The 13,246-nt window shown below is 58.1% G+C and carries 15 protein-coding genes; 2 read left to right on the top strand and 13 right to left on the bottom strand.

The features are described 5' to 3' along the window. Positions 1-7: 7 nt before the first annotated feature. Positions 8-196 carry an ATP-binding cassette domain-containing protein gene (locus R6V78_RS11815; protein WP_410289561.1) on the top strand — a complete coding sequence of 63 codons (189 nt, stop codon included), beginning with the start codon at positions 8-10 and terminating at the stop codon, positions 194-196. A gap of 69 nt (positions 197-265) precedes the next feature. Here R6V78_RS11815 and R6V78_RS11810 read toward each other — a convergent pair whose 3' ends face one another. The 9 genes from R6V78_RS11810 to R6V78_RS11770 all read right to left on the bottom strand — a co-directional run bounded on the left by R6V78_RS11810 (position 266) and on the right by R6V78_RS11770 (position 8,480). Then, on the bottom strand, positions 266-547 hold the full coding sequence (locus R6V78_RS11810; RefSeq protein WP_410289559.1) for a hypothetical protein: 282 nt from the start codon (positions 545-547) through the stop codon (positions 266-268). Between the two features lie 337 nt (positions 548-884). Beyond that, positions 885-1,223: a hypothetical protein gene (locus R6V78_RS11805; protein WP_410289558.1), complete on the bottom strand. Its 339-nt coding sequence runs from the start codon at positions 1,221-1,223 to the stop codon at positions 885-887. 92 nt (positions 1,224-1,315) lie between these two features. Then, positions 1,316-1,582 (bottom strand): DksA/TraR family C4-type zinc finger protein, encoded by a 267-nt coding sequence (locus tag R6V78_RS11800; RefSeq protein WP_410289557.1) that lies wholly within the window; start codon positions 1,580-1,582, stop codon positions 1,316-1,318. Between the two features lie 97 nt (positions 1,583-1,679). Further along, positions 1,680-3,422 (bottom strand): adenine deaminase C-terminal domain-containing protein, encoded by a 1,743-nt coding sequence (locus tag R6V78_RS11795; protein ID WP_410289556.1) that lies wholly within the window; start codon positions 3,420-3,422, stop codon positions 1,680-1,682. Between the two features lie 138 nt (positions 3,423-3,560). Next, positions 3,561-3,959, bottom strand: a complete 399-nt coding sequence (locus R6V78_RS11790; RefSeq protein WP_410289555.1) for an HIT family protein — start codon at positions 3,957-3,959, stop codon at positions 3,561-3,563. Positions 3,960-4,104: 145 nt separating this feature from the next. Then, the gene (locus R6V78_RS11785) at positions 4,105-4,854 is read right to left on the bottom strand and encodes a CPBP family intramembrane glutamic endopeptidase (protein ID WP_410289554.1); all 750 of its coding nucleotides are present in this window, start codon (positions 4,852-4,854) and stop codon (positions 4,105-4,107) included. Between the two features lie 90 nt (positions 4,855-4,944). After that, the gene (locus R6V78_RS11780; protein ID WP_410289553.1) at positions 4,945-6,090 is read right to left on the bottom strand and encodes a VanZ family protein; all 1,146 of its coding nucleotides are present in this window, start codon (positions 6,088-6,090) and stop codon (positions 4,945-4,947) included. A 203-nt stretch (positions 6,091-6,293) separates the two neighbouring features. After that, positions 6,294-7,418 (bottom strand): NAD(P)/FAD-dependent oxidoreductase, encoded by a 1,125-nt coding sequence (locus tag R6V78_RS11775; protein ID WP_410289552.1) that lies wholly within the window; start codon positions 7,416-7,418, stop codon positions 6,294-6,296. 48 nt (positions 7,419-7,466) lie between these two features. After that, complete coding sequence (locus R6V78_RS11770; RefSeq protein WP_410289560.1) at positions 7,467-8,480, bottom strand: uroporphyrinogen decarboxylase family protein; 1,014 nt, start codon at positions 8,478-8,480, stop codon at positions 7,467-7,469. Between the two features lie 237 nt (positions 8,481-8,717). On the opposite strand from R6V78_RS11770, the gene R6V78_RS11765 reads away from it, so the two are divergent. After that, positions 8,718-9,962: an MFS transporter gene (locus R6V78_RS11765; RefSeq protein ID WP_410289551.1), complete on the top strand. Its 1,245-nt coding sequence runs from the start codon at positions 8,718-8,720 to the stop codon at positions 9,960-9,962. A gap of 124 nt (positions 9,963-10,086) precedes the next feature. Here the strand turns inward: R6V78_RS11765 and R6V78_RS11760 are convergent, their stop codons facing one another. The 4 genes from R6V78_RS11760 to R6V78_RS11745 all read right to left on the bottom strand — a co-directional run. Beyond that, positions 10,087-10,899, bottom strand: a complete 813-nt coding sequence (locus R6V78_RS11760) for an amidohydrolase family protein (protein ID WP_410289550.1) — start codon at positions 10,897-10,899, stop codon at positions 10,087-10,089. 107 nt (positions 10,900-11,006) lie between these two features. After that, positions 11,007-12,326, bottom strand: coding sequence for a type II toxin-antitoxin system HipA family toxin (locus R6V78_RS11755; protein WP_410289549.1), 1,320 nt, complete (start codon positions 12,324-12,326; stop codon positions 11,007-11,009). Next, positions 12,308-12,634, bottom strand: coding sequence for a helix-turn-helix domain-containing protein (locus R6V78_RS11750; protein ID WP_410289548.1), 327 nt, complete (start codon positions 12,632-12,634; stop codon positions 12,308-12,310). Before R6V78_RS11750 ends, R6V78_RS11755 begins: the two co-directional genes overlap by 19 nt. Positions 12,635-12,828: 194 nt before the next feature. Beyond that, a partial coding sequence (locus tag R6V78_RS11745; protein WP_410289547.1) for a hypothetical protein occupies positions 12,829-13,246 on the bottom strand: 418 nt, incomplete at its 5' end.

The following is a 13,246-nucleotide window of genomic DNA, read 5'->3' as shown; positions in this document are numbered from 1 at the left end:
CTTAAAAATAGAAAAAGGCGAGTTTATAACCATCTTTGGACCAAGCGGGTGCGGAAAAAGCACACTAATGCACTTAATCGGACTACTAGACTCACCAACAAGCGGCCCCCGGCCACCTGCTGCCTGGTCAACCCGGACAAGGAGCGCACCGTGGAGCGCGCCTTTTCCGCCGTTAACCAGATGGCCACGGTCCTGAAAGAAAAATACCTGCGATGAAACGTCTGGTCCTGCTCCGAGAAGTCGATTTTTATTATTGATGGGAGATTTACTTGGAATGGGCAGTCTGCTTAAGGATGTAGGCCAGTTGGTCTAGTTCTTTTTGCATTTCCATCAACTTGCCCTGCATCAGCGTCCCCAGGACGGCCATGCGACCCTGGCAGTTGCCGGATTTGTCGAGCAAACTGTCAATCTCAGCCTGGTAAGTCCGCATGCGCGGGTAACGGTCCAGAAACCGGTCACGCTCCATTAGGGCTTTCAGCAGGCGCTCGTTGGTCGCAGCAGACCGTTTTTGTAACCCAAAACCGTTCTTGCTGGGATTGTCTTGCATACCCCCTCCGGATTTTGCTTCCATATTCAGGTATTGCCATGCAAATTGACCAGATGGCCATTTAATTCTCAAAACGCGCACGTGGATCAACGGGTTTAATGTTTACCGGATAAAGCAATCCCTGCGCCAGAAACCCTGGTTTTTATTATATTCCAAATTACCGGCAACTTATCACTCGTAAGGATTCATTAAAGGCAGAATTATCGAAAAAAAATTATGGAATCGGTTTCACATTAAGAAAACAATTATCTAGCATGGTGACATGCTGTTTTTAAAAACGGGCTGAAACCTGCCTGTCAGGGGTGGGCGGCGGTTCAGTTGCGGTCGCCGCCCACCCCTATTCAAAAAGCTTCAATTGGGGACCGGTTACGATTTTAAAGGGGGTCTCCGGGTAGGATTCCTCGGGAGGGGAATTGTTTTTGCTCAGGGCCAATTGCCCCTGGCCGGCCAGAATCCCGGCCAGCACACCTTGATTGAACCCGCGCCAAAACGACAGTTTGCGGTCTCGATCCGCTTGTTCAAGTATTCTGTCGGCTTTTTCCGATTTCCTCAGGATTGCTTCGCGATCAATTGCGTTTTCCAATGCCTCTTCGACAAAATCGACAAAACGAATGCCGCAATCGTCGCAGTACTGCCTAAGATTTTCATAAAGATCACTGTCGATTATAATTGCCATGGTATGCGCACATCCGGAGAAGGCGAAGCCGGTCGGGTTGAGCGTAAGGGGTTTGGCCTTCACCTGCGATTGATGGAACCACACCCGGGGGGTTACTTCAGCTGACTGTCCTTGCTGCCGCGTCGATTGAATCCAGTGAAAGCGGTCTGCTTTTTTTCGAGTGCTGACTGGCAGCTGACACATAAACGAACGCCTGGGACCGCTTTGCGGCGCGCTTCTGGAATAAGTGTCTCGCATGCCTCACAGTGCGTCGACCCCTCGCCATCGTGCAACCGGCTCCTGGCACGCTTTACCGCGTCTTGCACACTGGCGTCTATCTGATCCTGCACAGCCCCGTCACGGGACCAACCACCGGCCATCATTCACTCCTTGTCCAAATCGCTGCGTTCACTGCCTGGATCTGAAACCCCGCGGCCTGCCGCAGGTAATCCGCCCGCTTTCGTGGTTTGGGTTGTTTCATGCCAGCAGACCGACCGTCCGACCGTCCTTGAAGTTCACCAGCCCCTCCTCGCAGATGCGCAGAAAGGGAATGGCCGCACCTGTCAGGGCGATCAGCGTCAGCAGCGGATCGGGAAAGGCAACCCCCAGATCCGCCGCCGCCTGTCGAATGGCTCTCAGCCTGGCGGCGAGTGCTTCCAACGGCAGTTCGGAGATCAGTCCGAAAACGGGCATGCCAAGCTCTGCAGTAACGCTTCCAGAGGCACAAACGACCGCCCCGCCCCGCAGATCACGAATACGGTTGACGCAAAGGGCCATGTCCTTCTCATCGGCCCCCACGACGATGACGCAGGATGTGTCCCATGCCGCACTGCAGGCCATGGCGCCGGACTGAATGCCGAAGCCTTTGATCAGTCCGGTAAAGCATTTGCCGGGATTTTTCGTGCGGTCAATGGCCGCAATTTTCACCAGGTCATCGGTGCTGTCCGCCTTGATCTCACCGGCCGCGACCGGAAGGTCCAGCCGCACCTCCCGGGTAACCAGATCCGTCACCATCTCGATCACCCGCACCGTGGCCGTGTCCCCAGCCGCATCGCAAGGCAGGCAAAAATCGGAGGGTCCGAATGTCCTGGAAATTCGAATGCTGTTCAGGCTTGCGGCGGCGAAAACGTGTTTGCGGGGCGCGACTTCAAGATTTCCATCCCGCGCGATGATGCGGCCGTTGCTGACCACACACATGGCCTTGATGGTTTGTGGATCGGGAATCAGGACCAAGTCCGCGAATTTGCCGGGTGCGATGCCGCCGATACGGTCATCCAGACCAAAATGCGCCGCCACGTTCAGGGTCGCCATCTGCACCGCGGTAACCGGGTTGAACCCGCAGTCGATGGCCTTCTGAACGAGATACTCCATGTAGCCCATCTCCATCAGATCTGCGGGTGATATGCCGTCCGTCGTCAGAATCAGCCGCCGTGTGTCAACGACCATGTCCTTGATCCCTGCAATCGCGGCCAGATCCCGCCGAATACTGCCCTCCCGCACCATCACGTAGATGCCCAGCCGGAGACGGTCCAACACCTCATCGGCCTTGATGGGCTCATGGCAGGAAGAGATCCCGCAGGCCGCATAAGCCTGAAGATTGCTTCCCCTGGCCCCGGCGGAATGCCCCTCGAGCACCTTTCCATGGGCCAGGGTTCTGGCGTAAATTGGTAGAAACACATCCCGGTTTTGCAGCACCGCCTGCCAATAGGATTCACCCAGCCCGATAATCTCGTCCTGTGCCAGGAGTGCATCCAGATCTGCAGGATCAATTCCCATGGCGGCCCGGCTGGTGGACACCATGGCAGGCGCCGTTGCGAAGAACTTGATGGGCTGATCTTTCAAGGATGCAAGAAAATCCAAAACGCCGGCGATGCCGGCAACCGCATAGGCCTCCATGGTCTCAGTGACGATGGCGGTGGTACCGCCCCTGGCAGCATATCGCAGAAACTCCGCGGCGGTGAACAGTGAGGCCACATGGGCATGGCCGTCAATCAAACCGGGTATGAGGGTGGCGCCAGCGGCATCGAGGACCGTGGTGCCGCAGCCGATGGCATGCCCGACATCCGGCCCCACGCAGGCGATCCGCGCCCCGCTGGTACATATTGACTGGTTGTCCTGAATCTCACCGGTGTAAACGTTCAGCAGCCGGGCGTTGACAATGGCAAGGTCACCGGGTATCCGCCCCAGAGCCACATCGATCATTTTTTGTTTTTTATTCATGATGATTTCGTCTGAGATGTTGTCCACCACCACCGGCGTCTCCGGGCAGGTCAAAACGGGTTCGGCAATTGACAAAGCGGTTGGAACCCACTGTTTGCCTGGGACACGCTTCGAAATTGAATCCTGCAGCACTCCGTATCAGTAGCCGCGTTTTCCATCGACAACCCCCCGGACACCACCTTTGGGGTTATCAACATCACCATCCCGGCGCGGGATCAGATGGATGTGGGCATGCAAAACGGACTGGCCGGCCGATTGACCGATGTTCGTCCCGATGTTGAACCCGGTGACAGAAGGGTCGCGCTGCCTGATCCTGGCGACGAGGGTGCGGATCAGTCTTTCGCTGTCCCGGAGTTCTTGTGCGGTCATGCCAAGCCAGTCGGCCGTATGACGCAGCGGGAGAATCAGCAGATGACCGTCGGTTACCGGATAACCGTCGTTGAATGCGGCCACCGTGCCGATCGCCGCCACCTTCTTCCCGGCCCTGATCCACCGGCAGAACAGGCAGCCTGAATCAAGGTCATTGTTGTGCTTCATCACACCCGGTGCCTCCTGGGCCGGTCATAACCAAGGAAAAGCTACCCGCAATCGGTTGTTTTGTCAAATGCGGCGCCTGACTTCCATCACCATCGACGGCCAGCCAATCAAACCCATCAAACCAAACAGCCCGCTCACCAGGCCATCAGCTAAAAAGCCAGCCCATCCCGCCATATCTGGCCAGCAGGGCGATCGCCAGGTTGGTCAGGCCGTGGATGATGATGCAAACCCAGAGGCTGCCGCTTTTTTTGTACAGCCAGGTGGTGAACAGGAAATAGACGATCGCCGACAGGTACTCATGGGCGCGGTGGCCGGCGGTGAAAACGAGGGTTGCCCCGACCACGGAAAACGTACTCAAGGGCAGCGCGGCCAGGGGGCCGGGATATTCATCCAGCGTATGGACGATCGATCCGAGAAGGCCTTTTTCCTGGCACTGCGGCCCGGCCTGATACAGCCATCCCATTACGTAGACCCGCACGAAGAGCTCCTCGAAAATGGCCACGAGGACGACCGAATTGAACAGCCTCAGGAAAAAGGGAAAGGATGCAACGGTTTTTCCGCCAGCGGCAGCCATCACATCGGTGATGCCCAGTGCCGCTATCAGATAAAAAGGCGCAATCCAGCAAAACAGGGCCACCGGAAGGCCCAGCAGGGCGATTGCGGCGTGGATCGGTTTGAAGGCGCCAAACCGGTATGTTTTGCCAAAAAACAGAAGGGCTGCGGCGGTGGCCGCCAGTTTGAGCGCCTGGCCCATCTCCACAGGTAAAATTGTTTCGGGAAGGCTGGCAATGCCGACGAAGATCAGGTAGGGCGTCACATAAGGCCACAGCAGATCGTTTAGGGTGCGGTCTGCGGGAAGCAGTTGAACGGCATTTGTCTCAAGCGCAGCTGGCATGTGATCTTTCCTATCGCATTAGGGATGGTTGTCATACCGGAATGCTTATCAGTTCATCGGTCCTCTTGACAGCTTAATAACTCACCCGCACTATCGCCTGGCGCCTCCTGTCAGGCATCTCTTCCTTTTGAGCCTGCGAAACAGCTCCCACCCCACAACCCCCAGACATGCCCCGACAGTGTTCAGTATCAGATCCATGAGGCTGGAATACCGTGTCGGGATCCACGCCTGGGCCAGTTCGATGCCCAGGCTGAGCAGCATGCAAAAGGCCACTGCAGTCAGTCGGGCATGCCTGCCCAGCGGTCCGGAGAACCCCTGCAGCACACCGTAGAAGACGATTCCCAGGGGCATGAAACCTACCACATTCACCAGCATGTCGCCCGCAGCAGCCCGATTCCAGATGGTATATTTCCCCGGCAGCTCCAAAATCCGTTTATCCGGAGCCGCCATGTATCGGGGGACGACCAGGTCATGGCCTTGGGATGCGTCTGAAAAACGGGCGCCGGACGGTTGATCGAAGGTGTAAAGCAGCTTGGGCGATTCGGACTTCAGAAAATCAAAATTGCGGCCGGCCTCCCAATGTTCATATCGATTCAGCACGGCATCCGCAGGCAGGGCCGCATTGGATGCGGCCAGTCCATGCAGATCGCCACTCCACCCATGCTTGCCGTGAATGGAATTGCCCAAAACCAGCCGCAGCGGCGCCCCTTTGACCGGAATAGTCAACTGCCAGTCCTTTTTGGCGTCAAACTGGATGCCATCAATATACAGCCGGGTCCCCTGCGCATCGGTGGTGACCGTCAGATAATTTGTCTGATGGGATGCGAAGACATCTCTGGCGACAACACGCGGCCATCTCCTGCGGTAACTGTAGTCGTCGCCGTTCATCACGATCAACGACGGGCCATATTGCCAAATCACCAGTTGTCTGCGGTCATCACCATCATGCATCAGGAAAATCGGGTTGAAGCCCTGCCGTTGGGTACTTCCCGGTGTTACCGCCATCTCGATGGTCACGGGCGACGACTGCCGCTCAGGCCATACCTCTCGCAGATCGGCCACATAGGCGATTCCCTTTCCCTGGAACCGGATGCCCCGGATATCATCGAGCCGCTGCACGCCATTGGCAATGGACCCTCCTACGGGCCGCAGGCCAAAAAAAAGGGCGATCACCACCATGGGAATGAAGAGTGTCACCCAATTGAATGGGCTGATTTTAATTTTATTTGCAGTCATTTCAAAAGGCGGATTTTATATCGCGCATGGCTTATAGGGGGAAGGTATAATGGGTAGAAGCCAGAATGACAAGCGTTGATTGGTTCAGTTTATACGATGAAATTCACTGCGCTCCGGCCTGGTGGAAAATTCGTCGGGTTTGTTGTTCTTTCATTCGATGTTGGACTTTCGATGTTTGTCATTTCAATTTTCCATTAATCGGTTCAGCCACCGATCAATGCCCCCACATATTTCGCGATCGCCGGGCTGGCGGTCAGGCCGGGGGATTCGATGCCGATCAGGTTGACCAAGCCGGGAAGGCCTTTTGACGACTCCTCCGCGATAATGAAATCCCTGGCCGGGTCGCCGGGCTTCTGCAGTTTGGGGCGGATGCCGGTCATTTCCGGATGGAGCTGCACCGCAGCAATGCCGGGCAGGTAGCGCACGGTGGCCTCGAAAAAGGATTGCCGGGCCGTGGCATCGACCGCATAGTCGATGTTTCGGTCGGGCAGGTAGGTGGCGTTGGGCCCCAGCTTGACCCGGTCGCTCAGATCGATGGTTGCATGCACGCCCAGGCCCACATGGTTTTCCTGGGGCACCGGGTAGATCAGGCGCTTGATGAAGCCGGCGGGCACCTCGAGGCTGAAATACTCCCCTTTCCAGTAGTGCAAGCGGTAGCCGCAGGCATCGACGTCGATGCCCATGGATTCGGCGATGCAATCGGAATCCAGGCCGGCACAATTGACCACCTGGCGTGACGTGAAGACGTCGCTCAGGCCGTCAGGGTAGGCAACGTGGATCCGGTAGCCCTCGGCACCCGCCGGCTCCACCCGTTCAACCGTGGTCCGGGTCACCAGCTGCGCACCGTTTCTGGTGGCCTGGGAAAGGTAGCGGCGCATCAGGCGATGGGCGCTGATAATGCCGGTGGCCGGGGAAAACAATGCGGCCGACGCCTTGACATTGGGCTCCAGTTGCCTGATCTGGCGGGCGCTGAGCAATTCGAGGGGGTCGGTGCCGTTCTCACGCGCCCGCTCGCGTATGGATGCCAGAATCCCCTCCTCCGCTTTCTCGGTGGCTACGATCAGCTTGCCGCAGCGTCGGTGTGGAATACGTCCGGCTTCACATATCCGGTAGAGCATCCGGTTGCCCTCGACGCACAGTCTGGCCTTCAGGGAGTCGCGGGCGTAGTAGATGCCGGCGTGAATCACCTCGCTGTTGCGGCTGGAGGTCTCCTGGCCGAAGCTGGGGTTGCGGTCCAGGATCAAGATGCCCCGGCGGGTTGTGGACAGCTCGGCCGCGATGGCCAGCCCCACCACACCCGCCCCTATGATTGTGGTTGTGATCTGCAAGGCGTTTTTTTAATCCTTTGAATTGGGTAGACGCGGCTGACGGTGACTTCACCATGTTTGGCTTCCCGGCGAACCCGGTTTTCCCTGTCCAGCGATTTCTCCGAGAAGGCGGCGATACCATCGGTAGCGAGCCAAAGCAATATTGCTTCGCGGCCTGTCATCGAGGCAAGGCAGGTAGCGGCCGCTTTCGAGCAGGCCCGGCACCGTCTGCGCCACCGTTTTTCTTATCGACGCCTCATCCCGGACCAATGCGGTGGCGTCAATGCCGCCGATCAGGGCGATGCCCGGTCCAAATTGCCGACGAAGCCTGGGGTATTCCATGCCGGCACTGCGGATGTTGCTGATCCACAGGCCGTTGATGCCTGCATCGATAAGCGCAGGCAAAAGCGGTGTCAGGTTACCACCGGTGGTGCAAAGTATGCGCAGCCGAACCTGATACCGCTTCAACAGATCGATGACTTTCCGGTAGCCGGGTATGGCAAAGCGTGCGAACATGGCAGGGGAGACCACGGGCGCCGTGTTGGATGCGATGGGCTCGTAAAATGAAGCATAGTCGACCGGTACTTTCGAAAGCACCCGCTTGAGACAGACGCAGTAGAAATCGGTGATCCGGTCAAGAAGGTCCGCCACCGCCCGTGGCCGGTTGACGAGCGCAAAGCATGCCAATCGCAGCGAGTCCCAATCGCCCACACCCAGCATCTGCAACAGACCGCCCCCCGAAGCATCGACATACAGGACGCGGCCCTTTTGACGAAGGCGTTCGCCTTGTTTTACAAAATTCCTTGCATAGCGTGAGCGTTGGTCAGGGTCGTAGTGCCGATCGAAAGCGGACGGGTCGGTGAGGATGCCCGGTGCTTGCCGGTAAAAGGGGTAGCTGTGCAGGTTGAGTCCGACCGAGTGGTGCGTCTCCAGTTGGAAATACGCAGCAACGGACTGGTAGCGGGGCAATCCCTCCCGGCGCCAGCGTCGGAGCGTATCTTCTTCGGGATCGAGATCGAAAAACGGGAACCGGTCCGTTTCCCCACCCAAAAGCGTTCCCAAAAATCGTTGTCGCTGGGTCATTGCATCCACGATCACCACCTTAACCTTATCCGCACCGAAGGAAATCCAGAATAACTTGAACCAGAACAAGAATACGCAAGAACGGTCCGAAAGGTCAACTATGTTCTGGAAATTGAAAGGGATATGACCTGCAGATCTGGCTGCTTCCAGACCATGGCGCTTCTGCCGGGATCATAGACCGGCAAACGGGGTTCTATCTCTTGAAAAATCAGTGCCGGAAGGGTAAGGGATGACGCAATGACCGATCAGCAAAAATCCAACTTCTTTTACGGTTACATCATTGTCGCGGCCTGTTTTCTCATTCAAGGCATCGGCATAGGCAGTTATATTGCCTACGGCGTCTTTTTCCCGTCATTGCTGGCTGAGTTCGGCTGGTCGCGGACCACGATTTCCGGCGCCTCATCCGTGGCCTTTCTCCTTATGGGTTTCCTGGGTATCCTGGCGGGGAATCTGAATGACAAAATTGGGCCCCGGATCATCATGACGATTACCGGGATTTTTCTGGGTTGCAGCTATATGCTGCTCTCTCGGATAGATGCCGCCTGGCAACTGTACATTTTTTATGGTCTCATAGCGGGTATCGGCTTAAGCAGCATCGACGTCATTCCTTTGACCACCACCGCCCGCTGGTTTCTTTTGCGCCGGGGCATCATGACCGGGCTGGTCAAAGTGGGAACCGGCGCCGGCCAGCTGGCCATGCCCCTGCTTTCCGGCCTGTGCATCACTCACTTGGGCTGGCGCAGCGCCTATGTCGTTATCGGCACGATCGTACTGGTCTCGATTATCGGATCGGGTCAGTTCCTGCGCCGGGACCCGGGTCAAATGGGACAGTTTTCCGATGGCCGCATAAAACCGCCGACCGGTGCAAACCCTGGCTCCGAAAGCGGACTTACGTTTCAGCAGGCCCTCCGCAACCGGCAGTTCTGGATGCTCTGCACACTCAGTCTTCTGGCCGTCTCCAGTATGCTCACCATCCTGGTACACATAGTTGCGCACGCCACCGACATCGGGATCGGAACCATCAAGGCCGCGGGGGTCTTATCCACCATCGGCGGCGTGAGCATGCTCGGTCGGCTGACCGTGGGTATTGCCATCGACGGGATCGGCACCCGAAAATGCCTGAGGGCTTGCCTCATTATCCTGATTCTCAGTTTCCTCTGGCTGCAGATAGCCCGGGGTATGTGGATGCTGTATTTTTTTGCGGCAATTTACGGCATCGCCCACGGTGGATTTTTTACCGTGATTTCACCCATTGTCGCCGAGTTATTCGGCATCCGCTCCCACGGAGCGCTTTTCGGCATCGTTGCCTTCAGCGGAACCGTGGGCGGAGCCATCGGCCCGGTGCTGGCGGGCCTTGTCTTCGATGTTACCCGCAGTTACCGTCTGACCTTCATGGTACTGGTCGTATTGGCGGGCATCAGTTTCCTCCTATCCCTGCTGCTGAAACCGGCGGACTTCGAGCCACCCCCGGTTGCACAGTAGTTCTATCTTGCCAAACCGGGGCAATAGATAGCCTCCTTATCCGTCAGGTAGTCTGCGCCCATTCTGGAAAAGGGTCGCAAACTTCACATAGCCAACAATGGTTGCAGCGATCTTGATGGCATCTTCAGCGCCCGGCAAGGGGTCCTTTCGATTGCCCCTGCTGATTCCCGCAACCGCCTCTTTGATCCGTTGAAACCCCAATCTGCAAGCGAATGAAATTACCACCCAGCACTTCAGCCTCCGCAGCTGGATCCAGTTTCAGGCTGCGTATTTTTTGCAGTTCCGAATACGGGTCTCCGAAGGGAAAGTCCGATCCGAACATCAACCGTTGGTGACCAAAGCGGCGGATGTATTCGCGAACCTCTCCCGGCGAGGCCAGTGCGGTGTCCGCCCACACGTTTTCCAGCTCCCACAAGCCGGCCGCGATGATGGACCGAAAACCACCGTTGAGCATCCCCAGGTGGGGGATGATCACCGTGATTCCATTCGCCAAATCCCGGATGAAGCGCAGCGTGTGATCGAACTCCTCCTCCAGGACCACCGGCAGGCGCCTTAACCGGATCTTGTCCAGGGCCGATCGGCAACGGGGATCATCGTATTGGTAGATCGGTTCACCGGCATGGCGGTGCCACTTGATGCCGCAGTGGGCCGCCGAAAGCTGCTCCACAGCAAAATCATTCCAAATGAAAAAATAGGGATAGACAGTCAGCTCAGCAGGGTCCAGGGAGAGCAGGTAGGCATTGCTCTCCCGGCGGCGCAGGCGCCAGGCAGGCGTATCAGCAAAGCGACGGTCATGGCGGTCGTAGATCTCAGGCACCGGCGAAAAAAGGGCAACGGCGCCGATGTCCGCTGCAGCCGCCTGCCGCGCATAATCCTCGAAAGACTGCGGCCAGCTGCGGTCAATGATCCCGCAGTGGGCATGTGCATCGATTACCATGGGTGTATATTTTTTTAAAGCCGCCCCCTTGCCTCCTCAAATTTCGGTGAGCTCGCTTCCGCCCCTTTGCGTTTCCTGCGGCGCTGGGTGAGACATCGGTTTTTTTGTCAAAACGCTTTCAGTCGCAGCGCTTGTTGGATCCGGTCCCGCCAGGCCGCCGGCACGCCGGCGTCATCGGCGTAATTCCGCCAGCGGGAGACCACCTGGCGCACGTCTTCGATCATGGCTTCGGCGCGTGAGCGCTGCATGGCGGCGTAACGGGCGCAGGCGAGAAAGTCGTCCAGAACGAAATTGTCGCGCTTGCCGTTGAGGGTCATCTGGTGGCTGGCTGTCCAGGCGCCGGACGGGTTGTAACTGTAAGTGACATCAAACGCCGGCGACAGCGACCATTGCCCGGTTTTGTCCATTAAAAAAGCGATGTTCTTGGCGTGGTCGTCATGGTTGCGGGCGATGATGTTGAACGCCATGCGGCGAAACTGCTGCTCGACGGCATCCATGGGCAGGCCCAGCTGCCGGATGACCAGCAGGGCCTGTTCATAGGCATGGGCGCCGGCCATGTTGAAATCCAGGTGCGCCACGGCGCAAAGGGACTGCATGTGCAGCCTGCTCCCGTCCGCCAGGCGGTCGAACCGGCGGGTCATGAAATGGCGCCGGCCGTTCTCCTCGAAAAGGCGGCAGGCCTGCATGCCAATCCCGGCGTCCCTGGCCATCTGCGCATAGGCGTATTCAATGACGCCATAGCCCTGAGGATCTTCCAGTTCCTTGTCCTGGTTGCCGCGCACGCCGTCGAATTTGAGCAGCCAGTATTCAAAGCCCTTGCCGGCGTCGACCTGGCCCGAGCGCACCGCGTTGGTCTCCGGATTCCAGGCGATGATGGCCTTGGCCCTGGCCCCGCCCGCGGAGGTCCCCACGCGCAGGATGTCCAGCAGGGCTTTTTCCTTGTCTGCATCGGCCAGGGAACCCACGAAGCTGTTGCGTTGGGTCAGAATTTCCGAGGCCAGGGCCACGAGTTGGTCAACCTGAAGGCGGGTCGAGCGCCCCGCGCCAGGGCCCAGAACCGGTGCATAGGTCAAGGCCCCGGTTCCACGCTCGCCCACGTAGCAAAGGCGCTCCACGGCGTTGAAGGATTCGGGTGTCCGCCCCTGGGTGGCCAGCCAGGCGTCGATCAGGGCATGGCCGAATTTGTCCGGCAGCGAATCGGCCAGCAGCCCCGGCAGGCCGTAAAACGTTTTGACGGGCAGCTCCGGGAAGCGGTATATCCGACGGCTCAGGGGCATCGTCAGCGGCGCGACCTCGATCCCGCTGCGGGCAAACGCCGGATCGTATTCGAATGCCGCGACATCGTGACCGTCCTCAAGGGCTACGGCGCCGATGGTGCGGCCCCACAGTTTGACTTCCGCGTAGGTGCTCATTCTTTCCAGGTCCATGGCTCATCCCGGCCATCGTCCCTGCGGCCGGAAGATGCGCGCTGGCGCTGCCTGCCCCGGTTTTTGATCAGCTCCATGGGCCGGGGGCCGGTCGGGGGAATGAACCGGTCCATCCCCGGCAGCAGGTCCAATACCCTGAAGATCCGGATCATGCCCGCCATCTGTGCCGAGGCGCCGGCCTCGATGCGCTCCACCGTGCGCTTGGCAATCCCGGCTTCGCGGGCCAGGTCGGCCTGAGTCAACTGCAAATCGAGGCGCCGGCGCGCGAGCCGCGCCCCCAGTTCGGTCAGAATGGCCGCATCGCTCATGGTTTTATCAATCTGCATAGTCGTAATAATTGACGATTTATAGTAGATAGCGATGTTTTATCGTCATATATGGCGATATATAATACAAATAATATTAAATTGCAAGTCGTCATATCAGGCGAACAATAAAGTATAATCACTTTTTTTGTAACTATTGGCGACTTATTCATTTTAGCGATGGCCGACACCTGTTTCTATCGCTTGATACAGCGGACGACCGTCTCCTCCATGCGGGCCCGCTGCGTTTCGATGATGGCGATCCTGCCCGGGAGGTCGAGGGCCGGGGCGCGCTCTTCTTTTGCGAGTATGGCCCGCTGGGTCGGACAGAGGTACCGAACGCACATCCAGGGCCGGATGCGCGGCGGCTGGCGACAGCCATGGTGGCCCAGGTAGGGGCAGGCCTCCTTCAGATCCGATGCCGCCTGGCAGGCGGGAATGGGGCAATCGAGGAGGTGAAAAAGCAGCAGGTCCTTGAAATGGAACCACACCGTGTGGTTGATGCAGCAGGGTTCGGGGCAGAAACGGCAGGTCCGGCGGCACAGGTCGGCCATCAGGGGCGTCAGTTCGTCGAGGCCGCGGCCGATCGCCGCGGCCTCGACGAACTGACGCCCC

The organism is Desulfosarcina sp. (genome assembly GCF_046496365.1).
In the GTDB taxonomy this organism is placed as follows: domain Bacteria; phylum Desulfobacterota; class Desulfobacteria; order Desulfobacterales; family Desulfosarcinaceae; genus Desulfosarcina.
This window is presented reverse-complemented; position numbering and strand designations above follow the sequence as displayed.

What these genes read in the sequence shown, in the direction of transcription:
- R6V78_RS11780 (WP_410289553.1), bottom strand. Translation starts at nt 6,090, where the DNA reads ATGACTGCAAATAAAATTAAAATCAGCCCATTCAATTGGGTGACACTC.
- R6V78_RS11750 (WP_410289548.1), bottom strand. Translation starts at nt 12,634, where the DNA reads ATGAGCGATGCGGCCATTCTGACCGAACTGGGGGCGCGGCTCGCGCGC.
- R6V78_RS11770 (WP_410289560.1), bottom strand. Translation starts at nt 8,480, where the DNA reads ATGACCCAGCGACAACGATTTTTGGGAACGCTTTTGGGTGGGGAAACG.
- R6V78_RS11755 (WP_410289549.1), bottom strand. Translation starts at nt 12,326, where the DNA reads ATGGACCTGGAAAGAATGAGCACCTACGCGGAAGTCAAACTGTGGGGC.
- R6V78_RS11810 (WP_410289559.1), bottom strand. Translation starts at nt 547, where the DNA reads ATGCAAGACAATCCCAGCAAGAACGGTTTTGGGTTACAAAAACGGTCT.
- R6V78_RS11795 (WP_410289556.1), bottom strand. Translation starts at nt 3,422, where the DNA reads ATGAATAAAAAACAAAAAATGATCGATGTGGCTCTGGGGCGGATACCC.
- R6V78_RS11765 (WP_410289551.1), top strand. Translation starts at nt 8,718, where the DNA reads ATGACCGATCAGCAAAAATCCAACTTCTTTTACGGTTACATCATTGTC.
- R6V78_RS11805 (WP_410289558.1), bottom strand. Translation starts at nt 1,223, where the DNA reads ATGGCAATTATAATCGACAGTGATCTTTATGAAAATCTTAGGCAGTAC.
- R6V78_RS11800 (WP_410289557.1), bottom strand. Translation starts at nt 1,582, where the DNA reads ATGGCCGGTGGTTGGTCCCGTGACGGGGCTGTGCAGGATCAGATAGAC.
- R6V78_RS11790 (WP_410289555.1), bottom strand. Translation starts at nt 3,959, where the DNA reads ATGAAGCACAACAATGACCTTGATTCAGGCTGCCTGTTCTGCCGGTGG.
- R6V78_RS11760 (WP_410289550.1), bottom strand. Translation starts at nt 10,899, where the DNA reads ATGGTAATCGATGCACATGCCCACTGCGGGATCATTGACCGCAGCTGG.
- R6V78_RS11785 (WP_410289554.1), bottom strand. Translation starts at nt 4,854, where the DNA reads ATGCCAGCTGCGCTTGAGACAAATGCCGTTCAACTGCTTCCCGCAGAC.